Raw genomic sequence first — 24,065 nt, 5'->3', positions numbered from 1 at the left:
CAAACTGCGCACCCGACTCCCACTTAGTTCATTTGGAAGTGAAGCGGATAGGACCCGTCCTCAAACGGACCGAACAGATCGGGGATGTCAGGGTGATCCACCGGCTCGCCGGAATAGTCTGCCACAAGGTTCTGCTCGGACACATAAGCCACATAATAGCTTTGATCGTTTTCCGCGAGCAGGTGGTAAAACGGCTGTTCCTTGCGCGGACGGCTGTCTTCGGGAATCGCCTCGTACCATTCGTCGGTATTTGAAAATTGTGGATCCACGTCAAAGACCACCCCGCGAAAGGGGTGCTTTTTGTGACGGACAACTTGTCCAAGATGGTATTTGGCGCGCAATCTCAACATAATCTCCAGCCCCTATCCTTGGATCGTACTCTTTTCAAGCGGGTTATGTCCATAAAACAGCGCCATACGGCACAGAAACAGTCTGTCTTCCCGCTGTAACAGTGGCCAGGTCGCAAAGCCCCGCCCATGATAGCAAAGAGGATTTCCACGAACGGTAAAATCGGCTATGCTCTGTGCAAAACAATCCACCCGCTGAATGTGGTGGAACCTTTAGGCAGAGTGACAGTAAAATGAGCAGAACCTTGCGAGCTTTGATCGCGCTGTTGGTGTTGGCATCGTGTGGCGGTGGTCAGTCGACCGCGCCGCGCGGTCTGGACGATGCCTGTGTCATCGTACAACAGCGCCCCGAATACCTGCGTGCCTTTCGCGCCACCGAACGTCGCTGGGGCGTTCCGGTGCATGTACAGATGGCCACCATCCATCAGGAAAGCAAATTCATCTCCAATGCGCGCACCCCCTTCCGCTATGCGGCGGGGGTGATTCCCATGGGCCGCCAAAGCAGCGCCTATGGCTATGCGCAGGCATTGGATGCGACCTGGGAAGAATACCAGCGTGAAACAGGCCATCACCGTGCCCGCCGCGACCGGATCAGGGACGCGTCGGATTTTATGGGCTGGTACATGAATACGACCAACCAACGCAACAGCGTGGCCTTGACCGACGCGCGGAACCAGTATCTGGCATATCACGAGGGGCAGACCGGATTTGCGCGCGGCAGCTATAACAGCAAAACCTGGTTGGTGCAGGTCGCGGGCAAGGTTGATGCCCGCGCCAATATGTATGCCACTCAGCTGTCGGGATGCCGCACGCGCGGCTAAGGAGTCACTCGCCCCTTAGCGGGGCGGGGCCTGCCCCGGACTACCAGTGTCGAACATGCTGTTGGCCAATTTTCCCCCGATCTTGAGATCCCCAAGCACAACCGTGGTGCTGGACCCGCTGCTGTCGTTGATAACCCATTGACGCAGCTGCACCGGATTGCCGGTAAACTTTAGCTGGATGTTGCCATAGTCGGGATGTTCAGGATCCTGGGCTGTCACGGTGGTTGCCGTGCCGTCATAGTCGTGCCCTGTGACCATACGCGCCTGCCCCAGATTGACATTGTCCGCCAGAATGATCGACAGCGGCGTTTTGGCCAGCGGATAGGTTTCGGGCGGGGCGTTCGATTTCGAATCATAGATCACCACAGCGCCGGCACCCGCAACAACCAGCGCGGTTTCAGGAGCGTTGTATTCAAACCGCACACGGCCGGGGCGTTTGATAAAGATCTGGCCCGTGCTGATCGACCCGTCATCGTTGATCTGGGTAAAATCGCCCTGCACAGTGCGCAGCGTGTTCAGGTACTTTGAAATCTCGTTCAGCGGCAATTTGTCGGCAGCCGCCGCCCCTGCGACGCTCAGCGCGATGGCGCATGCGGGGAGGAATGTTCTCAAGCTCAGCATGATGTTTTGCCTCGTAGTTCCATGTGTTCGTTGCTGACAGATATAGGGGGGCAGCGATTGATATGCGATAACATGCGCGCGCATTCGCCACGGCGCAGGCCACAGGCCGCCACGTCGTGCACGGTTTCAGAAAATAGAGCGATGTCTGTCGCATCGGAGCGGCCCCTGGCTTTGGTGTCAGACACCAAACCCCGCACAGGCCGCCCGGGTTCCGGTTGCTGTTCAGCTTATTGTTCGGGCACCAGAATTTCGCGCTTACCGACATGGTTGGCCGCGCTGACAACGCCCTGATCTTCCATCTGCTCAACCAGACGCGCGGCCTTGTTATAGCCGATGGCCAGCTTGCGCTGGATGTAGCTGGTGGAACATTTGCGGTCCTTGATCACAATCGCCACCGCCGTGTCATACAGCGCGTCTTCGCCGTCGGTATTGCCACCCAGACCCAGAACCGCGTCGATGTTGCTTTCCTTGTCTTCGTCCGGCCCTTCGACCACGCCGCTGACATAGTCCGGCGCGCCATAAGCCTTGAGGTGGTTGACGATTTCCTCGACCTCTTCATCGCTGACGAACGGACCGTGACAACGGGTGATCTTGGCACCGCCTGCCATGTACAGCATGTCGCCCATGCCCAGCAGTTGCTCGGCGCCCATTTCACCCAAGATGGTGCGGCTGTCGATTTTCGAGGTCACCTGGAACGAGATCCGCGTGGGGAAGTTCGCCTTGATCGTGCCGGTGATCACATCGACCGAAGGCCGCTGAGTCGCCATGATCAGGTGAATACCGGACGCCCGCGCCATCTGCGCCAGACGCTGGATGCACGCCTCGATCTCTTTGCCCGCGACCATCATCAGGTCAGCCATCTCGTCCACGACCACAACAATGTACGGCAGTGCGACGGGCTGGAATTCCTCCGTCTCGAACATCGGCTCGCCGGTGTCGTCGTCAAAGCCGGTCTGGACCGTGCGGCTGAACATCTCGCCCTTGGCAAGTGCCTCGCGGACGCGACCGTTATAGCCTTCGATATTGCGCACGCCCATCTTGGACATCTTGCGATAGCGCTCTTCCATCTCGCCCACGGTCCATTTCAGCGCGACAACGGCCTTTTTCGGGTCGGTCACAACTGGGGACAGAAGGTGCGGGATGCCGTCATAGACGGACAGTTCCAGCATCTTGGGGTCGATCATGATCAGGCGGCATTCATCCGGCGTCAGCTTGTACAGCAACGACAGGATCATCGTGTTGATGGCCACGGATTTACCCGATCCGGTGGTCCCCGCGATCAGCAGGTGGGGCATTTTGGCAAGGTTCGCCACCACGCTGTCGCCACCGATATCCTTGCCCAGGGCCAGCGGCAGGCGCATGTTGCTGTCGCCAAAATCACGACTCGACAGGATTTCACGCAAGACCACCTTTTCGCGGTGTTCGTTGGGCAGTTCGATCCCGATGACCGACCGGCCCGGCACCGTCGACACACGCGCAGACAGCGCCGCCATCGAACGGGCGATGTCATCGGCCAGACCGATCACGCGGCTGGCTTTCAACCCCGGAGCAGGCTCCAGTTCATACATGGTGACCACGGGACCGGGGCGCACGCTGACGATCTCGCCCTTGACGCCATAATCATCCAGCACGCTTTCAAGCATCCGCGCGTTTTCTTCCAGCGCCTCGTCCGACAGGTGCAGACGCTGCACGGTTTCAGGGCTTTCCAACAGGCTCAGCGGCGGCAACTCAAAGCCCGGGTGCGTGTCTTCAAACGAAAGCGCGGGCTGGGCCTCGGCACGGGCCTGTTTGCTGGGCTGCACAATCTTGCGGGCGGGTTGCTGCACAACCTTACGCGGCTCGGCCACGGGAATCACCGGCGCTTGCGGTTCCGGCTGGTGCAGGGCCAGCGCCTCGACCTCGTCCTCGTCGGCCTCAAGGTACTGATCCTCGTAGGCGTCGGGTTCGGCATATGCCATCGGTTCCGGCGCGGGTGCTGGCGCAGGTGTTTGCATGGCAACCGGCGCACGCACAGGGGTCACAACAGGCGCCGCAACCGGTTTCGAGAAATAGTCAGGCGCCGCACGCGATGCGGTCAGCGGCGGCTCGGCGCGCATCGCAGGGGTTGCAACTGCGGCCGCCGTCAACGGCGGCTCGGCGGGCAGTTCGGCGGGGCGCGCGGTGTTCAACACCAAAGGTTTCGGGCGGCGATCCTGCCCCAGCCCCCCTGTCAGCGGCATTGATTTCTCGGCCTGCAACACAGGTGCCTGACGCACGCGGCTTTTGATCACGTCCGCGATCTTGGCCCTGATACGGTCATCTCCGGGGCCTTCGTCCACTTCGGCCGTGCTATAGCTCTCGATCAGCTCAGGTTCGGGCATCTCTTCTTCTGGATACACGTCAGGGCGTTTGATCAGCCCCGGCATCCGCGCCAGCAGCCCGCTTTTGGGTGCGGCTTCGGTCTGGAACATGCCATGCGCAGGGGCCTGCGGCACAATCGGTTCGGCAAAAGCCTGTTGCGCATGAAAGGCGGCGTTTTCTTCCGCCTCGATGCGCTTTTGTTCACGACGCTCGGCAGTCTTCGCCTGAAGCGCACGCGCACCCTGCACCGCGCCGCTGGCACCTCGGCCCAGCAGCGTCATCGTCCACGCATAGACCATGATAAGACCGATCAGCAAAAACCGCCCGATCCGTTTCAGCTCGGGCATGGTAAAGCCCAGCACAAAGGCCGACAACACCACGATACCCACACCCATCAGGAACGACATCGTTTTGACCGCAAAAGCAGAACCCAGCGGCAGGATCGTCAGGATCGCGCCCATAACCGTGTCGCCAAACAGCCCGCCCAGGCCAAAGGAATGGGTCCGCAGCCATTGCGCGTCGGGTTCCAGCGTTGCCGCATAGATTGCGCCAAAGGCCACCACGATCGGCGCAAAAATCAACCGCCCCACGGCACGCTCGTCACCTGCATGCAGCGCAAAGCGCACGCCCCAGACCAGCAGCACAGCGGCAATGCCCCACGCCCCCCAGCCTGCAATCATGAACAACGGTGCCGCAATCGACGCCCCTGTGCGCCCCAGCCAGTTCTGCACCGGCGCATCGGTCGACACCATCCAGTTGGGATCATCCGGGGTATAGGACGCAATCATCGCAGCGGCCATCAGACCGGCCACCAGCAGGGCGATGCCAATCAGCTCCTTGCCCCGTTTCTCGATGGCCTCGGCCATGTTGGTGTCCAACAGTGGGTCGCGCCCGCGTGTCTGATATGCCATTGCTTTCGTCCCTCGTTATTTCACGCCGTAAATGTGGTCGCGAATGGCCGTCAGGCCACGCTCCACATCCGGCTTTGGGGCCACCAAGGCGACCCTGATATATCCTTTTCCGGGGTTCACACCCGATGCATCATTCTGGCTCAGGTAGGCACCGGGCAGCACCCGCACACCCGTCGCCTGCCACAGGCTCAGCGCGGCGGCTTCGCCGTCTTCAACCGGCAGCCACAGGAAAAATCCGGCCTCTGGCCCCTTGTAGCCCGCAACATTGCCCAAAATGCGGTCTGCCAAGTCGTATTTCTCGCGATACAGCGCGCGGTTTTCGTCCACATGCGCCTCGTCCGCCCAAACGGCCGCTGCCGCAGCTTGCAGCGGCAAGGGCAGCGGCGCGCCTGTGTACATGCGCAATTGACGCATCCGCGCAATGCTTTCGGGGCCAGCCGCCGCAAATCCCGACCGCAGCCCCGGCAGATTTGACCGCTTCGACAACGAATGAAACGTCACAAGCCGTTCGGGATCAGCGCCCAGGTTCCGTGCCACCTGCATGGCACCCACGGGCGGTGCATCGCGGTAGATATCGCAATAGCATTCATCCGCGAAAATCTGGAAATCATACTTTTCGGCCAAAGTGATCAGATCAGACCAATAGCCATAATCCGCCACCGCGCCCTGCGGGTTGGCAGGCGAGCAGATATAGCAGGCCACGGTCCGCTCCAACACATCCACAGTCAGGCCCGTGTAATCCGGAAGGTGGCCCGACTCGGCCGTCGCGTTCACAAACACCGGCTCGGCCCCGACGGATGTCGCCGCCAGCATATAGACCTGATAAAACGGGTTCGGCATCAGCACGACGGGCCGCTGACCGTTCTTCTGCTCGGGGCACAGCGCCATCGCGACGTTGTACAGCCCCTCGCGGCTGCCGTTCAGCGGCAGAACATTGGTTTCAGGGTCCAGCGCAACATTGTAACGCCGCGCCACCCAGTCACAGAACGCCGCGCGCAATTCCGGCGTGCCTTCGTTCGGCGGATAAGAGTTAAAACCGACAGTGTTCCGCGAAATCACATCCGTAACCCAGGCCGGAAACGCATGTTTCGGCTCGCCAATGGTCATATGCACCACGTCCCCGCCGGGGGTGTGATGGTCCAACAGCGCCCGCAAACGCGGAAACGCATAGGCCGGAAGGTTCGAAAACCGCTCGGGAAAATTCATAAAGCTGCCTCGGATCGGGATCGTTATCGCCCCGTTTGCCAAAGGATAGCGCAAGCCCCCCCAACTCGTCCACCAAAACCACGCCAAAGCGGCAACTTGTGGCATTCGCGCACTGCGCTGGATTCTTTTGGCAATAAATATCCTGGGGGTGCCCGAAGGGCGGGGGCAAAGCCCCCAAATCACCCGTGCCGGATTACGCCAGCGCTGCCTCGGCTGCGGCCCCCAGCCGCAACAATGCCTCTTCGCAATCGGGTGGCATCATCAGCATCACGCCACAGCTTGGCACACCCGTGGGCAGGGTCAGCGCACACAGACCCAAAAGGTTGCCAATGCGCGTGTTGCGCAGGGTCAGCAGGTTTTCGGTGCGGTAATAATCGTCCTCGGTGTTCAACCGCTCCAGATTCGGCGGCAGGTTTGCCCCTGTCGGCACAATCACCGCATCATAGCCTGCAACCGCCGCGTCATAACCGAACCGCGCGGCTTCCAAAGCTGCCCATGCCGCCACATAATCCGGCCCGCTGATATCCGCCCCCAACCGGAACCGTTTCAACACCTCGGAGAACATCGCCTCGGGGTTCGCCTCGATCACGTCGCGCCACAACCCGTAGGCCTCGGTCGGGATCAGCGGCCCGGCACAATCCAGCGCCTCTTGCACCGCGTCCACCTCGATCCGCTCGACAATCGCCCCCGCGGCCTGCATCCGTTCAACCGCGCTTTCAAATGCCGCCAGCGGCGCTGCGCGCACGTCCTGCATGAACACGGTTTTCACAACCGCGAAACGCCGCCCTTTCAGGCTGGCCCCTTCCAGATCCGCCGGTTTCCCGCCTTCGAGAATTGCCAGCAATTGCGCGCAATCCTCGACGCTGCGGGCCAGCGGGCCAATGGTGTCGAACTTCAGCGCCAACGGCACAACACCTTCCAGCGTCAACCGCCCCGAAGTGGTTTTCAGCCCCACCAGATCGTTCCACGCCGACGGAATCCGCACCGATCCGCCGGTGTCTGACCCGATCCCCGCAGCCGCGAGACCAAAGGCAACCGACGCTGCCGCCCCTGAGGACGATCCGCCCGGCACCGCATCGGCATCGTTCACGCAAGGGGGGGTCGCGGTGGAGGGGTTATAGCCCAGTCCCGAGAACGCCAGCTCGCTCATATGCGTTTTGCCCAGACAGACCAGCCCCGCCGCCGTCGCCGCCTCGAGCACAACCGCATCGCGATCCGGCACGCGGCCCGCCAACAGTTTCGAACCCGCTTCGGTCGCCACACCGGCGGTGTCGAACAGATCTTTCCAGCTGACCGGCACCCCGTCCAGCAAGGAACGCCGCTGCCCTGTTGTCGCCCTTTCAGCCGCAGCACCCGCTTCGGTCAGCGCACGTTCACGGGTAACGCGCGCATAGATGCGGTCGCGCAATTCGTGGCCTTCGATGGCGTCGAGATAGACCTGGGTCAACGCCACCGGATCAATCTCGCCCGCGCCGATCCCGCGCCCCAGATCGCTTGCCGTCATCCACAACCAGTCTTGCATCGCGCCACTCCTTTTGCGTTTTCGCGACGGTAGCGACGCCTCGGCGCATGGACAATCCCCGCCGCGCGTTCATATTGAGCGACATGAACACTGATACCGATATCGCCGTCATCGGCGGCGGGCTGAACGGCCCCCTTCTGGCGCTTGCCATGGCGTCCCAAGGTCACCGCGTCACCGTGATCGACGCCACGGCGCAGTCCGTGCGCAAGAATGCGGCCTTTGACGGGCGGTCCTATGCGGTGGCCCTCACCTCGCAGCGGTTGCTGGCGGGGTTGGGACTATGGCGCCAACTGGCGGACAACGCGCAGCCGATGCTGGAGATCAAGGTGACGGACGGGCGCGCGGGCGAAGGTCCGTCGCCGTTTTTCATGCACTTCGATCACGCGGAAATCGAAGAAGGGCCAATGGGTTACATGGTTCAGGACCGGCACCTGCGCCGCGCCCTGATCGACGCGATGGATGCCAGCGACCATATCACCCAACTGTCCGGCCATGCTGTCACCGGCCAGCGCGCCCATGCCGCCGGCATCACGCTGACCTTGGACAATGGCAAACTGCTGACCGCCCGGCTGGCCGTCGGTGCCGATGGCCGCACCAGCGGCACGGCGCAGCGTGCGGGCATCAAGCGGATCGCGTGGTCCTACGACCAAACCGCGCTGGTCTGCGCCATAGAACACGACCTGCCGCACCACGGCATTGCACACCAGTTTTTCATGCCTCAGGGGCCGCTTGCGATCCTGCCTTTGCCCGGCAATGTCAGTTCCATCGTCTGGTCGGAAACCGACGCGAACGCGCGCGCTTTCAACGCGCTGCCGGATGCGGACTATATCGACATGCTGCGCCCGCGCTTTGGCGATTTTCTGGGCGACATCCGACTGACCGGAAAACGCTGGACCTATCCGCTGGGCCTGTCACTGACGACCGAAATGGTGGCCGACCGTGTCGCGCTGATCGGCGATGCAGCACATGGCGTGCACCCGATTGCAGGTCAGGGCCTGAACGCTGGTATGCGCGACATCGCCGCACTGGCCGAGGTGCTGACCGACGCCACACGGCGCGGCGAAGACATCGGCAGCGTGGCAACATTGGCCCGCTATCAGGAATGGCGAAGGTTCGACAACACCGCTCTGGCGATGGCGACAGATGCATTCAACCGCCTGTTTTCAAACGACAATCCGATCCTCAGGATCGGACGCGACATTGGCATGGGGGTGATCGGTGCGCTGCCCGGCCTGCGCCGTGGCGCCATCCGCGAGGCTGCGGGACTGACCGGAGAACTGCCGCGGCTGATGCAGGGCAAGCCGCTATGACGCCCCCCTGCCCTACTGAAAATCAGTCGATCACGCGCGCTTCGCTGTCCAGCATGATCGGAATGCCGTTGCGGATCGGATAGGCCAGCTTGGTTGCGACCGAAATCAGCTCTTGCGCTTCGGCGTCATAACGCAACGTGCCCTGGGTGCGCGGACACACCAGCGCTTCCAGCATTTTGCGGTCGGCTTCGATGCTCGTTCCACTCATTGCAACAAATCTCCTTCGGCACCGCCACGCAGCGCATATTCGATCAGGGTCACCAGCGTTTCACGCCGCGTGTCCAGCGATGGCGCTTCCAGCAGCGCCTGTTTGTCCTCGGGCTGGAAATCCAGCATCATCGACAGAGAATTAACCAGCAATTCGTCGTCCGCCTCTTTCAGCGTGTCCCAGTCCGCGGACAGGTCGCGCGCTTCGAAATACCGGCCCAGCAGCGACAAAAACGGGCCGCGATCCAGCGTCGCATCGGTTTCGCTGTCCCCCAGATCGCGATCAAAGCCCGCCCACGACGCCTTGCAGCGGCGATAGGGGGTAAAACCCTCGATCTCCTCGACCATTCGAAAGCGCGACAAGCCCGTCAACGTGACCATGTAGCGTCCGTCTTCGGTTTCTGAAAACTGGGTGACACGGCCGGCACAGCCAATGGTGTGCAATCCCTTTTCAGACCGTCCCGGAACCGGATTGGGCTGGATCATACCAATGATCCGCCCGTCGGTTTTCAGCGCGTCGGTCAGCATCTGAAGATAGCGTGGCTCGAAGATATGCAACGGCAAATGGGCACGCGGCAAAAGCAACGCCCCCGGCAAGGGGAACACAGGGATCGTCTCGGGAAGATCAACGGCGTGGCGCATAACCCTTACCTAGTCCGCTGTGCGGCTCAGACAAATATCATCGAGCTCAATTTCCGCCGTCCGTTCAGAACCACAGGATCATTCGGTTTGAGCGCATCAAAAATGGTAAACAACTGCGTCTTGGCCGCGCCGTCGTTCCAGTCACGATCCCGCTTGAACAGTTCCAGCAATTCCGCAACCGCCCCTTCGGTATCACCGCTTGCATGCAGCGCCTGCGCCAGATCAAAGCGGGCCTGATGGTCATCTGCATTGGCTTCGACTGCCGCGCGGTATTCATCCACTGGGCCCGCGTTCGCCGCCTGTCGCGCCAGTTCCAGTTGCGCGTGGGCCGCTTCCAGCTCGGGGCTTTTTGAAATCTCGACCGGCGCACCGTTCAGAACCGCCTCGGCCTGATCCAGATCGCCCATCGCAATGTGAACCCGCACCAAGCCGCCATAGGCGCCGGCATGCGCCGGGTCTTCTTCCAAAATCGCCTGAAAGGTCTGCGCCGCATCTTCGAACGCGCCCTCGGCCAGCATCTCGTCCGCGGCGTCGACCGCATCGTTCAACGTGTCGCTGGGGGCCTCGCCGCCGCCCGCCTTGATCACACGCTCGACAAATGCCGTAACTTCAGATGGGGGCACAGCGCCCTGAAACCCGTCAACTGGCTGGCCCTTGTAAAAGGCATAGACCGTCGGGATCGACTGGATTTGCAACTGCCCGGCAATGCCTTGCGCCTCGTCCACGTTGACCTTGGCCATTTTCACGGCCCCCTTTGCCGCGCGCACGGCGTCTTCCAGCAGCGGGCCCAGCGTTTTGCACGGGCCGCACCATGGGGCCCAGAAATCCACGATCACCGGCACTGTCTGGCTGGCTTCGACCACATCGGCCATGAAAGTCGCCTCGGACACGTCCTTGATCAGATCCGCCGCTTCGGGCGCTGCACTCAAGTTCAATTCCATTTGATCCGTCCTTGCATCAGTGTTTGTCGTCTATATGCGCATTTCAGCGCGAAATTCAAAGGTCGAAGGTTGCGAAGACCGGGGCGTGGTCGCTGGGTTTTTCCCATCCGCGCGCTTCGCGCAGGACGCGGCTGGAATGACCCGCCTGTGCGATGTCGCCCGTGGCCCAGACGTGATCCAACCGGCGCCCTTTGTCGGCGGCATCCCAATCCTTGGCACGGTATGACCACCACGAATACAACAATCCGTCGGGGATATCCTGCCGCGTGATGTCCACCCAGTTGCCTGAATCCTGCACCTGCGCCAGATGCTCGACCTCGACAGGCGTGTGGCTGACGATCTTCAACAGCTTCTTGTGATCCCACACGTCATCTTCGCGCGGGGCGATGTTCAGATCACCCACCAGAATCGACTTTTCCGGCTTTTGTGCGTGGAACCAGTCGCGCATGTCGGTCAGGTAATCCAGCTTTTGGCCGAATTTTACATTGCGCTCGCGGTTTGGCTCGTCTCCGCCTGCGGGCACATAAAAATTGTGCACCGTCACACCGTTTTCCAGCCGCGCCGACACATGCCGTGCGTGGCCCAGTTCCGCAAAATCTTCTGCGCCAACCTCTTCCATTGGCAACCGGCTGAGGATCGCCACCCCGTTATAGCCCTTGTCGCCCCGCGCAACCATGTGGGTGTAACCGGCCGCGTTGAACGCCTCGCGCGGGATCTTGTCCACGGGGCTTTTGCATTCTTGCAAACACAGCACGTCCGGCCCGTGTTCGGCCAGCAGTTTCAGCACGATCGGCTCGCGCAGACGGACCGAGTTGATGTTCCAGGTTGCCAGAGAAAATGCCATGTCGATGCCCCCATATTTGCAGTGGCTGGACCCTATGCCGACCAAAGCGCCGCCGCCACCGAAAAACCCCTGTCTTTTGTCGGGTACAGTAAACACAGCGGCCGGGCGCGCCGCCTCTGGCAGCTGTAACCACCAGCCTCCAAACAAAAAAGGGCCGGGCACAAAGGCCCGGCCAAGTCCAACAGGGAGGTGCATGTTTGACCCGGACATGCAGCGGGATGACTTGGGAACGTCGCACAGCGCGCAAAGTTCCCTCTTAGGTAGAATATAGCACTACGCCATCAAACGATAGCCCCCAGATTCCGTCACCAGCAAACGCGCATTGGACGGATCGGGTTCAATTTTTTGACGCAGGCGATAGATGTGTGTTTCCAGCGTGTGCGTGGTCACGCCGGCGTTGTATCCCCAGACCTCGTGCAGCAACACATCACGCGCCACCACACCTTCAGTGCTGCGGTACAGAAACTTCAGAATGTTGGTTTCCTTTTCGGTCAGACGCACTTTTTTGTCGTCCTCGGTCACCAGCATCTTCATCGACGGCTTGAAAGTATACGGCCCCAGCTGGAACACAGCATCTTCCGACTGCTCGTGCTGGCGCAACTGTGCGCGAATGCGGGCCAGCAGAACGGGAAACTTGAACGGTTTGGTCACATAATCATTGGCCCCGGCATCCAGACCCAGAATGGTATCGGCGTCGCTGTCGTGGCCGGTCAACATCAGCACCGGCGCTTTCACCCCTTGCTTGCGCATCAGGCGGCACAGCTCGCGGCCATCTGTATCGGGCAGGCCCACGTCCAGAATCACGAGATCATACAGCGCTTCCTTGGCCCTGGTCATCGCCTCGGCGCCGTTACATGCCTCGAAAACATCAAAGTCTTCGGTCATCACCAGTTGCTCGCTCAGGGCCTCGCGCAGGTCTTCGTCATCATCGACCAGCAGAATTTTCTTCAGTTGTGCCATCATGGGCCTCCTGTGTTCTTCTCTACCAGATGCGCCTGCATCACGATCCTGACAAGATTTGCTGCAATTTTCTCACGCGGTCGTGTGCCAAACGGTGCAAATGTTTCATTTCCGGTTCGCATGGCTTACATCACAAGTCGACAAACATCAGGACGCGGCACATGGCCTTTACCCCGGATATCATCGAACAACTGGCCCGCGCGCGCGCCGATCTGCGCATGGGCGTTCCCGTGGTGCTGACCGGCGACGGTGCGGCACTGATGCTGGCAGCAGAAACGCTTTCACCGCAACGGCTTGCCGATGTTCTGGCGCTTGGTGGAACACCGGTTTTGGCGATCACGGCGCGGCGGGCCGAAACGCTGAAGGCGCGCGCCTATGACCGGGATCTGGCGCGACTGACCCTGCCCGATGATGCATCACTGGCATGGGTTCAGGCCATTGCTGACCCCGCCGACGACCTGCGCAGCCCGATGAAGGGGCCGCTGGTTTCCGCCCGTGGCGGTAACACTTTGGCGCATCGTGCAGCGCTTGCCCTGTGCAAATCCGCGCGTTTGCTGCCCGCTGCCGTGGTGCTGCCGCTGGAGGAATCACATAATTTTGCCGCGCAGCATTCTTTGACCACACTGCCGTTGGCACAGCTGGCCGACCACATCGCCGCCGCCAGCCCGCTGCATCCGATCGTCGCAGCGCGGCTGCCGATGGAGGCATCGGAAGCGGGACGCTTGCACATCTTCCGTCCCGAGGATGGTGGCGAAGAGCATTATGCCATCGAAATAGGCCGCCCCGACCGCAGCAAACCGGTGCTGGCGCGGCTGCATTCAGCCTGTTTCACCGGAGATCTTCTGGGGTCGCTGAAATGCGACTGTGGCCCGCAACTGCGCGGCGCACTGGCCCAGATGGGAAGCGAAGGTGCAGGCGTTCTGCTCTATCTGAACCAAGAGGGGCGCGGCATTGGCCTTGCCAACAAGATGCGCGCCTATTCCTTGCAAGATCAGGGCTTTGACACCGTCGAGGCGAACCATCGCCTGGGTTTTGAGGACGACGAGCGCGATTTTCGTCTGGGTGCGGACATCCTGAAATCCATGGGATTTTCGGCGGTACGGCTGCTGACCAACAACCCCAAAAAGGTCGACATGATGACCACCTGCGGCATTACCGTGGCCGAACGGGTGCCGCTGAAAGTAGGCGAAAACCGCCACAACACCGCCTATCTGGCCACCAAGGCGCGCAAATCGGGGCACCTGCTGTGACCCCCGCCGACATGGTCCTGACACCGCGCGGGCTGCGCTTTGGTGGTCAGACCTATCCCTGCACCATCGGCAAGGGTGGCCTGTCGCACGACAAGCGCGAGGGTGACGGGGCGACTCCGGTAGGCGTTCACAGGGTTGTCGGTATGCTTTTCCGCCCCGACCGCATTGCCGCGCCCGCGCCGTGGGCCACGCCCATCGGGCCACGCGATCTGTGGTCGGATGCTTCGGGCCAGCCCGATTACAACCACCATGTCCGCGCACCCTATGCGCACAGTCACGAGGCGCTGCGCCGCGCCGATCCGCTATATGATCTGGTGATCGTGCTTGACTGGAACTGGCCCGACGCAGTGGCCGGCGCGGGTTCTGCCATCTTTATGCATCGCTGGCGCAGGCCGGGCTATCCGACCGAAGGCTGCGTTGCCCTGCGCCCCGACCATCTGGCGCGGGTCGCGGCGCGCATCACCATCGGGACGCGCCTGATCGTTCCGTCCTAGGTCGGGACGCGGTCACCGAATATCGCCGACCCCACGCGAATATGCGTCGCACCCAGTGCTACAGCGCGTTCGAAATCGCTGCTCATGCCCATGCTCAGGCCACTTAGACCGTTGCGTTCAGCTATCTTGGCCAACAATGCGAAATGCAGCGCCGGTTCTTCGTCGACCGGCGGAATGCACATCAACCCGCGCACCGGCAGGTCCATTGCGCGACATTCGGCCACGAAATCATCGGCCTGCGCAGGCATGACGCCCGCTTTCTGGTCCTCTTCTCCGGTGTTCACCTGAATGAACAGGTCGGGGCAATGCCCTTCCTCTTGGGCAATTCGCGCTATGGCTGTCGCCAGCTTGGGACGGTCGACGGAATGAATGGACTGGAACAGCCCGAATGCGGGCCGCACCTTGTTGCTTTGCAACGGGCCGATCAGGTGCAGATCGATTCCGTCAAAGCTTTCGCGGAAATCAGGCCACTTGCCTTGCGCCTCTTGCACGCGATTCTCGCCGAAACAGCGATGGCCCTGTTCGAGCACAGCGCGCACACGGTCGTTTGGCTGCACCTTGCTGACCGCAATCAACTGAACCGACCCCGCCGCGCGACGTGCGTCGGCCTCGGCCTTGGCAATCCGGTCCTGAATATCCTGAAGTCCCATGCGTCTCTCCTTGCGTTGCCCCCAGATACCAAGTCAGGGGGCAGAAAGAAAAGGGTGCACAAAAGAAAAGGGGCAGCCCGAAGGACTGCCCCAAATCGTCAGATGTCGATCAACTTAGAAGTTGAAGCGAACACCCAGGTCGGCGCGTGTGTCGCCGGTACCCATGCTTGCAACACCACCGCGGATCGATGTGCCGCCACCCAGGTCGTGGTGGACGCCAATACCGTAGGATGTGTCCATGAAGTAGTCTGCATCAGAAACATAGACTTCAACTTTGGTGGCTGCGCCTGCGTCGAACGCACCGGCCAGAACCCAGTGGTCGCCAGCTGTGCCGTTGTCAGCATATGTCAGTGTCACGTCTGCGATACCGAAGCTGCCGCCTGCCGAAACAGTCCAGTCAGTGTCGGTTGTAACGTTCGAGTCTTGAGCGCCCAGAGCGAATGTCCAGCCGTTCCATGTGTAGGCGATGTGGCCCGCGATGCGGTCGTTCACGTCCGAAGCCGAAACGTGCACCGACAGGTCGCCTGCCGAGTACATCACTTCGATACCATTCTGACCAGCAGCACCGCTACCGCCGGACGAGTATGCATCGCCGCGGAAGTTGTAGGCTGTGTACTGGTAACCCAGACCGGTCAGACCCAGATCGATGGGGTACTGGCCAGGCATGAATTCCAGAGCGCCGAAGATGTTGCCAACGCCGACTTCCAGACCGCCCGAACGTGCGAAGAAGCGAACGCCGTTGATGCCGGTACCTGCGGGGTTGTTAGCGTTGTCGGTGTTGTTCTGCTGGATACGTGCACGTGCACCGAAGACAACGCCGCCATCCGATTCAGCTGTCGCGTCGATTTGCAGACGGAAACGGCTGGTGATGTTGGTTTCGTTGCCAACATTGGCTTCGTTGTACAGGATACCAAAACGACCGTAACCGCCGAATGTAACGTCTGCAGCTGCGACACCAGCGGTGGCGACCAGGGCAGTCGTGGCGAAGAGAACTTTTTTCATGAGTTGTCCCTCGAGTTTCAAATTTCACATGCCCACGTCGGGGAATCCGATGAGGGTATGAAGGGTGTTTCCCTCTTTTGCCCCCGTCTTGGCAAGCAATGTGCGGGGCACGGATACAATGTGTTCGGTTAATGATGCAGCTTTGCCACACCCTGTTTTCAGGCAATGCCGTCAAACGCCGGACCAGAGCGCGCGCTGCCGCTTTTCCATTATAGTGTATACACGCCCGAATTCGCTTCAAACAGGGCGCTTTCCGACATAGACCTTGCCCCGACACGGTCGCTTGGGTAGACCAAGTGCCAAACAGGCATAGGTGTGCGGGTATGCGGCTCAAATCCTTTTTCAATCTTGCGGTGGCCTTTGCTGCTGTGGGCGCGCTGACAGCGTGTGGTTCGATTGGTCGGCTTGGAAAGCCGGCAACTGAACGTCCGGCGCAATATTCGAATCCGAACATCCCCAGCAACATCGACACCGAGAACACGATCTGGAATGCGTTCAACCGCAAATCCAGCGAAACCACGGTGCTGGTGAACCGCTATATCTGGCAGGCCTCGCTGGAAGTACTGGATTTCCTGCCGGTTCAGACGGTTGACCCGTTCACTGGTGTCATCGTGACCGGCTATGGCACTCCACCCGGCGGTGGGAGCGCCTATCGCGCCACCGTTTTGATCAAAGACCCTGCGCTGGATGCACGGTCGCTGAACGTGGCACTGCAAACGCGCGGCGGTCCCGCCAGCGCCGCCACCACACGGGCCATCGAGGATGCAATCCTGACGCGGGCCCGCCAGCTGCGGATCTCCGACAACAGGCTTTAAGCGCCGGACAAATCACTTTAACAGTTGCGCCGGGCCATTCGCCCGGCGTTTTCGTGTCAGACAGGACAGTTGCACATGCCCAGTTATACCCCCTCCGATCTTGAAGCCCGCTGGCAGGATGCCTGGGACAAGGCCGGAATATTCCAGGCCAAACGCGACGAAAGCCGCCCCAAGTATTACGTGCTGGAAATGTTCCCCTATCCGTCGGGCCGCATCCACATGGGCCATGTGCGCAATTACACGCTGGGCGACGTGGTGGCGCGCTACAAGATGGCGACGGGGCACAACGTGCTGCATCCGATGGGCTGGGACGCCTTCGGGATGCCGGCGGAAAACGCGGCCATGGCCATCGGCGGCCACCCGCGCGACTGGACTTACAACAACATCAAGGACATGCGCGGCCAGATGAAGCCGCTGGGCCTGTCGATCGACTGGTCACGCGAATTCGCCACCTGCGATCCTGAATACTATGGCCAGCAGCAGGCGCTGTTCCTTGATTTCCTCGACGCCGGACTGGTGCATCGCAAGAACGCACAGGTGAACTGGGACCCTGTCGATATGACCGTTCTGGCCAACGAACAGGTGATCGACGGCAAGGGCTGGCGCTCGGGTGCCGAGGTCGAGCGACGCGAACTGACGCAGTGGTTCTTCAAGATTTCCGACATGGCCGGAGAGCTGAAGGACGCGCTGGACGGTCTGGACAACTGGCCCGCCAAGGTGCGGCTGATGCAGGAAAACTGGATCGGCGAATCGCGCGGGCTGCAATTCGCCTTTTCGCTGATCGGAGAGCCGGACGAAGGCGCGCCCGCGCCTGATGGGTTTGACCGCGTCGAAGTCTACACCACCCGCCCCGACACGCTGGCCGGGGCGTCGTTCGTGGGCATCTCGCCCGATCACCCGCTGGCCAAGACGCTGGAACGTGACAACGCCGATGTGGCTGCGTTCAACGCCGAATGTCGCAAGGGCGGCACCACCGCCGCCGAGATCGAGACCGCCGAAAAGATGGGCTTTGACACCGGTCTGCGCGTGCGCCACCCCTTTGACACATCGTGGGAACTGCCCGTCTACATCGCCAACTTTATCCTGATGGATTACGGCACCGGCGCGATCTTTGGCTGCCCCGCGCATGACGAGCGTGATCTGGAATTTGCCCGCAAATACGACCTGCCGGTAACCTCCACCTTTGTCCCCGCCAACACCGAAGGATTCACCGCCCCCGAAGACGGCGGCGCTGCCTTTGTCCCCGGCAAGGACGTGACCGTGCACTTTGTCCGCCCCCTGGGCGGCGAGCCGCGCAAGATGACCGGTGATGCCGCCATTATCGAGGCCATTGAAACCTGCGAAACCAACGGCGTGGGTCAGGGCGTGACCAAATACCGCCTGCGTGACTGGGGCCTGTCGCGGCAACGCTATTGGGGCTGCCCGATTCCGGTCGTGCATTGCGCAGACTGCGGCGTGGTTCCCGAGAAGAAAGAGAACCTGCCCGTCGAGCTGCCCTATGACGTCAGCTTTGACACCCCCGGCAACCCGCTGGACCGTCACCCCACCTGGCGCGATTGTGCCTGCCCGAAATGCGGCGCACCGGCACAGCGCGAAACCGACACGATGGACACCTTTGTTGATTCGTCGTGGTATTTCGCCCGCTTCACCGCGCCCCGCGCCGATACGCCCACGGTGGCCGAGGATGCGGCATACTGGATGAACGTCGATCAATATATCGGCGGGGTTGAGCACGCGATTTTGCACCTGCTCTACTCGCGTTTCTTTGCCCGTGCGATGCAGATCACCGGCCACCTGCCTGCGACTGCGGTTGAACCCTTTGACGCGCTGTTCACACAAGGGATGGTAACCCATGCGATCTATCAGAGCGTCGGAGACAATGGCCGACCGGTGTACCACTATCCCGAAGCGGTCGAGCTGAAGGGGGACAAGGCGTTCCTGATCGACGGCGGCGGCGAGGTCGAGATCGTCCCATCGGCCAAAATGTCCAAGTCGAAGAACAACGTGGTCGATCCGCTGAACATCATTTCATCCTTCGGCGCCGACACCGCGCGCTGGTTCGTGCTGTCCGACAGCCCGCCCGAGCGTGACGTGGAATGGACCGCCTCGGGGGCCGAGGCCGCGTACAAGCACCTCAGCCGGGTCTGGAACATCTCGCACCGGATCACCGACATGGATCACGACGCGCCCGGCGAAGGCGACGACGACCTGCTGCGCGCCATGCACAAATGCATTCACGACGTGACCGTCGCGATTGAATCCTTTGGCTTCAACGCGGCGATTGCCAAGCTCTACGCCTTTACCGCCACCTTGCAGAAATCCAAGGCAGGCCACACGGCGCAACGCACTGCCGTGATGACGCTGGCGCAGCTGATGGCCCCGATGACGCCACACCTGGCCGAGGCGATCTGGTCGCATCAGGGCGGCGCGGGCCTGATCACGCTGGCCGACTGGCCGAAAGCGGACGAAGCGATGATGGTGGACGACACCGTGACCCTGCCGATCCAGATCAACGGCAAACGGCGTGGCGAAATCACGGTTCCCGCCGACATGTCGAAGGAAGAGGTTGAAAAGCTGGCGCTGGCCAGCCAACCTGTTCAAAAGGCCCTGGACGGGGGCCAGCCGAAAAAGGTGATCGTGGTGCCGGGACGGATCGTCAATGTCGTTGTATAAAACGCTTCTTGCGCTGCCCCTGCTGGCCGCCTGCGGCTTTGCGCCGGTTTACGGGCCGCAAGGGGCAGGCACGGCGTTACAGGGGCGCGTTCTGGTCGAAGCGCCTGACACCCGCGACGACCAGCTGATGCTGCAACAGATCGAACGCCGCCTTGGCCGCGCGGGCGACCCCGCCTATGGTCTGGCGATTGATCTGATCGTGACACGGGAAGGTCTGGCGATTGACGCCGATGGCGACATCGACCGCTATAACCTGTTGGGGACGGCCACATATACGCTGACCAGCAGCGCCAACAGCGCGGTTGTCAGCACCGGAACCGTCACCAATTTTACCGGCTATTCCTCAACCGGATCCACCGTGGCAACGCTGGCCGCCGAACGCGATGCGCGTCAGCGGTTGATGACAGCGCTGGGTGACATGGTCGTTGACCGGCTGGTCGCCACCAAACTATGAAGCTGGCCGGTGCACAGGCGAACGGCTATTTCGCCAAACCCGATCCGGACAGCACCGGCATTCTGATCTACGGGGCCGACGCCATGCGCGTGGCGCTGAAACGCCAGCAACTGCTGAAGGCATTGATCGGCGACAAGGGCGAAGAGGAAATGCGCCTGACCCGCATCCCCGCCGCCGAGTTGCGCAAATACCCCGCAATGCTGCTGGACGCGATCAAGGCCATCGGGTTCTTTCCCGGCCCCCGCGCTGCCTTTGTCGAGGATGCAAACGAAAACACCGCCGCGACGATCATCGCCGCACTTGCCGACTGGCAGGCGGGTGATGCGCAAATCATCGTATCAGCCGGAGCGCTGAAACCCACATCAAAGCTGCGCAAGGCCTTTGAAGGCCACAAATCCGCTCTGGCGGTGGGCATCTATGACAATCCACCCACCCGCGACGAAATCGAAGCCGCCCTGCGCGCGGCGGGTGTCACAGCGCCGGACCGCGCGGTGATGGACATGCTGAACGATCTGGCCCGCGCGCTGGACCCGGGCGATTTCCGCCAGACACTGGAAAAGATCAGCCTGTATAAACACGGCGACGCCACGCCGCTGACCGCCGAAGACATCGTCGCCAACGCACCCACCTCGACCGAGGCCGATGTGGACGACGTGTTGCTGGTGGTGGGCGATGGCCGCGCGGCCGATATCGGGCCGGTGATGCGCAAATTGCAGGCGCAGGGCGTGACCGCCGTCACCCTGTGCATCGGTGCGATGCGCCACTTCCGCAACCTGCACCGCGCTGCGGTGGACACGTCGGGACGCCCGCAAATCTGGGGATCGAATCGCGACCGGATGCTGGCGCAGGCCCGCAACTGGGGCCCTGCCAAGCTGGAAACCGCGCTGACCGTACTGACCGATACCGATCTTGCCCTGCGCTCGGCCGGACAGCACGCGCCCGCCATGGCGCTGGTGGAACGCGCCTTTATCCGTCTGGCGATGTTGGGCGCGCGCTAGTCCGGGCCAAACATCGCCATCACCTCGGCCTCGGTCATCTTGTGCGTATCGCCGGCAAAGGCATAGCCCGGCGGCTTGCGGTCAATGAAAATCTCTCCGTTCAACGTGATACCGCCCGCGTCGTCCAGCGTGCCCAATCCGACGTGATAGGTGCCCTGATGCGGGCCAGGGGCGGTGACGCGGTAATAGATGCTGCACCCGCAGGTGCCGCAAAAGGCCCGCTCGGCCCAGGGCGATGACGTGTAGATGGTCAGTTTGTCCTGTCCCTCTATCGTGATGTCGTCGGGGGCAACCTCGACCCCAAGATAGACGCCACCCGACCACTTGCGGCACATGCCGCAGTGACATGCACCGGTGTGGCGGACATCTGCCGTGATGCTGTAGCGGACCGAACCGCAATTGCAGGACCCAGTTCGTGCCATTTCATTTCTCCTGAACAATGTGGATGCAGATTAGCAAGGCATGGTGACAGATAATGTCAGCATGCCTTGAACCGCCCCACCGGCGACGCTGCCGCGCCTGTCAAACGTCAGATGACGAGTTAATCTAACGTTGCAAACCGGGCCGAATTTGGCAAAGCCGTCGCTGGTACAGCGCGCAGTGCGCCGCAGGACCGCGCCGTTGTTGACGAAACAAGCGTATGCCACTCAAGAAGAAGGACACCCGAGACATCAAAACCAATGTGGAAAAGCCCCGAACGCCCGCCGAAAACGGCAAACTTCATATCGTCCTTCAATGGGAGAAAGTGGTGAGCCGTGTTGGGTTCGAACCAACGACCTACTGATTAAAAGTCAGTTGCTCTACCAACTGAGCTAACGGCCCACTAGGCGGCTAACTAGAAAGAGTTGGCGGGGTGGTCAAGCCCTATTCACCAACTTTATTGGCTCAGTACTGGATTCGTCTTCGGGGCGGCGTTATATGCGCGCCATGGCACAGGATTCTCGAACAAATTTGCCCTTCATGAAGATGCACGGGCTGGGCAACGACTTTGTCGTCGTCGATGCACGTCTGAAGGGTGTTGCGATTACACCTGCGCTGGCACAGGCATTGGGCGACCGTCACCGTGGTGTGGGATTCGATCAGCTTGCTGTCATCACCAAGGGCGCGGCAGACGCGCATCTGACGTTTTACAATTCAGACGGATCGCTGTCCGCCGCCTGTGGCAATGCCACCCGCTGTATTGCGCGCTATCTGATGGACGAAAGCGGGGCCGATGCACTGCATCTGACCACCGATCGCGGTGATCTGGCAGCGCGCGACATGGGCGATGGAATCACCTCGGTCAACATGGGCCACCCACAACTGGATTGGGACGAGATTCCACTGGCCCACGAGATGGACACGCTGGAGCTGCCCATTGACGGCGCGCCCACCGCAACCGGCATGGGCAATCCGCACTGCACCTTTTTCGTGGACGACGCCGAAGCCGTCGACCTGAGCGACCTTGGCCCCCGCATTGAACACCATCCGCTGTACCCTCAGCGCACCAACGTGCAGGTGGCGCAGATCACCGGACCCGACCGCATCCGTATGCGCGTGTGGGAGCGTGGCGTGGGGCTGACACTGGCGTCTGGCTCGTCGTCGTGCGCCACGGCTGTCGCAGCGGCGCGGCGTGGTCTGACGGGGCGCGATGTGGTGATTGATCTGGACGGCGGGCAACTGCGCGTGGAATGGCGCGACGATGGCGTCTGGATGACCGGTGCTACCATGCACGTCTTTTCAGGCCATCTGACGCAGGCGTTTCTGGACAGCCTGACATGAGCGCCCCGATCTTCTCGAATCACGGCTGCCGCCTGAACGCTTACGAGCTTGAGGCGATGAAGGAACTGGCCGAGGGCGCGGGCCTGCAAGACGCCGTGGTGGTCAACACCTGCGCCGTCACCGCCGAGGCCGTGCGCAAGGCCCGTCAGGACATCCGCAAGCTGCGCAAGGCCAATCCGAACGCCCGCCTGATCGTGACCGGCTGCGCCGCGCAGACCGAGCCGGACACCTTTGCCAATATGGCCGAGGTCGACGCGGTGATCGGCAACACCGAAAAGATGCAGGCCAACACATGGTCCGGCCTTGCCGGCAACTTTGGCACCGAGCCTGTGCAGGTTGACGACATCATGTCGGTGACCGAAACCGCTGGCCACCTGATCGACGGTTTCGGCACCCGCAGCCGCGCCTATGTGCAGGTCCAGAACGGCTGTGACCACCGCTGTACCTTCTGCATCATTCCCTACGGTCGCGGCAACTCGCGCTCGGTCCCTGCGGGGGTCGTGGTGGATCAGATCAAACGGCTGGTGGACCGTGGCTATAACGAGGTGGTGCTGACCGGTGTCGACCTGACGTCCTGGGGGGCCGACCTGCCCGCCGCGCCACGTCTGGGCGATCTGGTGATGCGTATTCTCAAACTGGTGCCCGACCTGCCGCGCCTGCGAATCAGTTCGATTGATTCGATCGAGGTGGACGAGGCGCTGATGCAGGCAATTGCCACCGAACAGCGGTTGATGCCGCATCTGCACCTGTCACTGCAACACGGCGACGACCTGATCCTGAAACGGATGAAACGGCGGCACCTGCGCGGCGATGCCATCCGCTTTGCCCAAGAGGCGCGCGCGTTGCGGCCGGATATGACGTTCGGGGCCGACATCATCGCAGGCTTCCCGACCGAGACCGAGGCGCATTTTGAAAACGCGCTGGCGCTGGTCGAGGAATGCGACCTGACGTGGCTGCACGTCTTTCCCTATTCGCCCCGTCCCGGAACCCCTGCGGCGCGCATGCCGCAAGTGAACGGCCGCGCGATCAAGGAACGCGCCGCACGGCTGCGGGCGGCGGGCGCAGCACAGGTTCAGCGCCACCTGAACGCACAGGTGGGCCGCACACACCAGATCCTCATGGAAAGCCCGCATATGGGCCGCACGGCGCAATTTACCGAAGTGCATTTCGACGCGCCCCGGACCGAAGGCAGCATCGTCACCGCCAGCATCACGGGTATGGCGGACAGTCATCTGCTGGCCTGAAACCACCCGCCAATCACCAGACAACGAAAAACCCCCGCCCTGTTGCCAGCGC

Annotated in this window: 23 protein-coding genes and 1 tRNA gene; 10 read left to right on the top strand and 14 right to left on the bottom strand. The window is 61.5% G+C overall.

Going from position 1 to position 24,065, the window contains the following annotated elements; genetic code table 11:
- Positions 1-23: 23 nt before the first annotated feature.
- On the bottom strand, positions 24-350 hold the full coding sequence (hspQ, locus tag DSM107133_RS01270; protein ID WP_114293004.1) for a heat shock protein HspQ: 327 nt from the start codon (positions 348-350) through the stop codon (positions 24-26).
- 230 nt (positions 351-580) lie between these two features.
- Here hspQ and DSM107133_RS01265 point away from each other — a divergent pair, with 230 nt between their 5' ends.
- Positions 581-1,168, top strand: a complete 588-nt coding sequence (locus DSM107133_RS01265; RefSeq protein ID WP_114293003.1) for a lytic transglycosylase — start codon at positions 581-583, stop codon at positions 1,166-1,168.
- A gap of 15 nt (positions 1,169-1,183) precedes the next feature.
- Here the strand turns inward: DSM107133_RS01265 and DSM107133_RS01260 are convergent, their stop codons facing one another.
- From DSM107133_RS01260 to DSM107133_RS01245, 4 genes are all read right to left on the bottom strand, one after another.
- Positions 1,184-1,789: an outer membrane lipoprotein carrier protein LolA gene (locus tag DSM107133_RS01260; protein WP_114293002.1), complete on the bottom strand. Its 606-nt coding sequence runs from the start codon at positions 1,787-1,789 to the stop codon at positions 1,184-1,186.
- A 227-nt stretch (positions 1,790-2,016) separates the two neighbouring features.
- On the bottom strand, positions 2,017-5,040 hold the full coding sequence (locus DSM107133_RS01255; RefSeq protein WP_114293001.1) for a DNA translocase FtsK: 3,024 nt from the start codon (positions 5,038-5,040) through the stop codon (positions 2,017-2,019).
- A gap of 15 nt (positions 5,041-5,055) precedes the next feature.
- Positions 5,056-6,246, bottom strand: coding sequence for an aminotransferase class I/II-fold pyridoxal phosphate-dependent enzyme (locus DSM107133_RS01250; protein ID WP_114293000.1), 1,191 nt, complete (start codon positions 6,244-6,246; stop codon positions 5,056-5,058).
- A gap of 193 nt (positions 6,247-6,439) precedes the next feature.
- A complete protein-coding gene (locus DSM107133_RS01245; protein ID WP_114292999.1) occupies positions 6,440-7,768 on the bottom strand; it encodes an amidase family protein in 1,329 nt (442 codons plus the stop codon).
- Between the two features lie 83 nt (positions 7,769-7,851).
- Here DSM107133_RS01245 and DSM107133_RS01240 point away from each other — a divergent pair, with 83 nt between their 5' ends.
- Positions 7,852-9,078: a UbiH/UbiF/VisC/COQ6 family ubiquinone biosynthesis hydroxylase gene (locus DSM107133_RS01240; protein WP_240310481.1), complete on the top strand. Its 1,227-nt coding sequence runs from the start codon at positions 7,852-7,854 to the stop codon at positions 9,076-9,078.
- 22 nt (positions 9,079-9,100) lie between these two features.
- Here DSM107133_RS01240 and DSM107133_RS01235 read toward each other — a convergent pair whose 3' ends face one another.
- The 5 genes from DSM107133_RS01235 to DSM107133_RS01215 all read right to left on the bottom strand — a co-directional run bounded on the left by DSM107133_RS01235 (position 9,101) and on the right by DSM107133_RS01215 (position 12,672).
- A complete protein-coding gene (locus tag DSM107133_RS01235; protein ID WP_114292997.1) occupies positions 9,101-9,286 on the bottom strand; it encodes a Trm112 family protein in 186 nt (61 codons plus the stop codon).
- Positions 9,283-9,927 (bottom strand): LON peptidase substrate-binding domain-containing protein, encoded by a 645-nt coding sequence (locus DSM107133_RS01230; protein WP_114292996.1) that lies wholly within the window; start codon positions 9,925-9,927, stop codon positions 9,283-9,285. Before DSM107133_RS01230 ends, DSM107133_RS01235 begins: the two co-directional genes overlap by 4 nt.
- Before the next feature lie 26 nt (positions 9,928-9,953).
- A complete protein-coding gene (locus DSM107133_RS01225) occupies positions 9,954-10,868 on the bottom strand; it encodes a co-chaperone YbbN (protein ID WP_114292995.1) in 915 nt (304 codons plus the stop codon).
- Positions 10,869-10,923: 55 nt separating this feature from the next.
- Positions 10,924-11,712, bottom strand: a complete 789-nt coding sequence (locus DSM107133_RS01220) for an exodeoxyribonuclease III (RefSeq protein WP_114293107.1) — start codon at positions 11,710-11,712, stop codon at positions 10,924-10,926.
- Between the two features lie 273 nt (positions 11,713-11,985).
- Positions 11,986-12,672: a response regulator transcription factor gene (locus DSM107133_RS01215; protein ID WP_114293106.1), complete on the bottom strand. Its 687-nt coding sequence runs from the start codon at positions 12,670-12,672 to the stop codon at positions 11,986-11,988.
- Between the two features lie 161 nt (positions 12,673-12,833).
- Between DSM107133_RS01215 and ribA the strand changes: the two genes are divergently transcribed.
- Together ribA and DSM107133_RS01205 are read left to right on the top strand one after the other, a co-directional pair.
- Positions 12,834-13,922 carry a GTP cyclohydrolase II gene (gene ribA / locus DSM107133_RS01210; protein WP_114292994.1) on the top strand — a complete coding sequence of 363 codons (1,089 nt, stop codon included), beginning with the start codon at positions 12,834-12,836 and terminating at the stop codon, positions 13,920-13,922.
- A complete protein-coding gene (locus tag DSM107133_RS01205) occupies positions 13,919-14,416 on the top strand; it encodes a L,D-transpeptidase family protein (RefSeq protein ID WP_114292993.1) in 498 nt (165 codons plus the stop codon). Before ribA ends, DSM107133_RS01205 begins: the two co-directional genes overlap by 4 nt.
- On the opposite strand, the gene DSM107133_RS01200 is transcribed toward DSM107133_RS01205, so the two are convergent.
- Together DSM107133_RS01200 and DSM107133_RS01195 are read right to left on the bottom strand one after the other, a co-directional pair.
- Positions 14,413-15,066 (bottom strand): YggS family pyridoxal phosphate-dependent enzyme, encoded by a 654-nt coding sequence (locus DSM107133_RS01200; protein ID WP_114292992.1) that lies wholly within the window; start codon positions 15,064-15,066, stop codon positions 14,413-14,415. The genes DSM107133_RS01205 and DSM107133_RS01200 overlap by 4 nt on opposite strands.
- Before the next feature lie 114 nt (positions 15,067-15,180).
- Positions 15,181-16,068 carry a porin gene (locus tag DSM107133_RS01195; protein WP_114292991.1) on the bottom strand — a complete coding sequence of 296 codons (888 nt, stop codon included), beginning with the start codon at positions 16,066-16,068 and terminating at the stop codon, positions 15,181-15,183.
- A gap of 323 nt (positions 16,069-16,391) precedes the next feature.
- Between DSM107133_RS01195 and DSM107133_RS01190 the strand changes: the two genes are divergently transcribed.
- The 4 genes from DSM107133_RS01190 (at position 16,392) to holA (ending at position 21,008) form a co-directional block, all read left to right on the top strand.
- Positions 16,392-16,883, top strand: coding sequence for a DUF3576 domain-containing protein (locus tag DSM107133_RS01190; protein ID WP_114292990.1), 492 nt, complete (start codon positions 16,392-16,394; stop codon positions 16,881-16,883).
- A 75-nt stretch (positions 16,884-16,958) separates the two neighbouring features.
- Complete coding sequence (leuS, locus tag DSM107133_RS01185) at positions 16,959-19,556, top strand: leucine--tRNA ligase (RefSeq protein ID WP_114292989.1); 2,598 nt, start codon at positions 16,959-16,961, stop codon at positions 19,554-19,556.
- Complete coding sequence (lptE, locus tag DSM107133_RS01180; protein ID WP_114292988.1) at positions 19,543-20,010, top strand: LPS assembly lipoprotein LptE; 468 nt, start codon at positions 19,543-19,545, stop codon at positions 20,008-20,010. The genes leuS and lptE overlap by 14 nt, the downstream gene beginning before the upstream one ends.
- The gene (gene holA, locus DSM107133_RS01175; RefSeq protein ID WP_114292987.1) at positions 20,007-21,008 is read left to right on the top strand and encodes a DNA polymerase III subunit delta; all 1,002 of its coding nucleotides are present in this window, start codon (positions 20,007-20,009) and stop codon (positions 21,006-21,008) included. The genes lptE and holA overlap by 4 nt, the downstream gene beginning before the upstream one ends.
- Here the strand turns inward: holA and DSM107133_RS01170 are convergent.
- Both DSM107133_RS01170 and DSM107133_RS01165 read right to left on the bottom strand, forming a co-directional pair.
- A complete protein-coding gene (locus DSM107133_RS01170; RefSeq protein WP_114292986.1) occupies positions 21,005-21,430 on the bottom strand; it encodes a GFA family protein in 426 nt (141 codons plus the stop codon). The two genes, holA and DSM107133_RS01170, sit on opposite strands and share 4 nt — an antisense overlap.
- Positions 21,431-21,754: 324 nt before the next feature.
- Positions 21,755-21,830 (bottom strand) — tRNA-Lys (locus DSM107133_RS01165).
- A 96-nt stretch (positions 21,831-21,926) separates the two neighbouring features.
- On the opposite strand from DSM107133_RS01165, the gene dapF reads away from it, so the two are divergent.
- Together dapF and mtaB are read left to right on the top strand one after the other, a co-directional pair.
- Positions 21,927-22,769 (top strand): diaminopimelate epimerase, encoded by an 843-nt coding sequence (gene dapF, locus DSM107133_RS01160; RefSeq protein ID WP_114292985.1) that lies wholly within the window; start codon positions 21,927-21,929, stop codon positions 22,767-22,769.
- The gene (gene mtaB / locus DSM107133_RS01155) at positions 22,766-24,013 is read left to right on the top strand and encodes a tRNA (N(6)-L-threonylcarbamoyladenosine(37)-C(2))-methylthiotransferase MtaB (RefSeq protein ID WP_114292984.1); all 1,248 of its coding nucleotides are present in this window, start codon (positions 22,766-22,768) and stop codon (positions 24,011-24,013) included. The genes dapF and mtaB overlap by 4 nt, the downstream gene beginning before the upstream one ends.
- The last annotated feature ends 52 nt before the right edge of the window (positions 24,014-24,065 follow it).

It is taken from the genome of Pseudosulfitobacter sp. DSM 107133, from assembly GCF_022788695.1.
Taxonomy (GTDB): Bacteria; Pseudomonadota; Alphaproteobacteria; order Rhodobacterales; family Rhodobacteraceae; genus Pseudosulfitobacter.
This window is presented reverse-complemented; position numbering and strand designations above follow the sequence as displayed.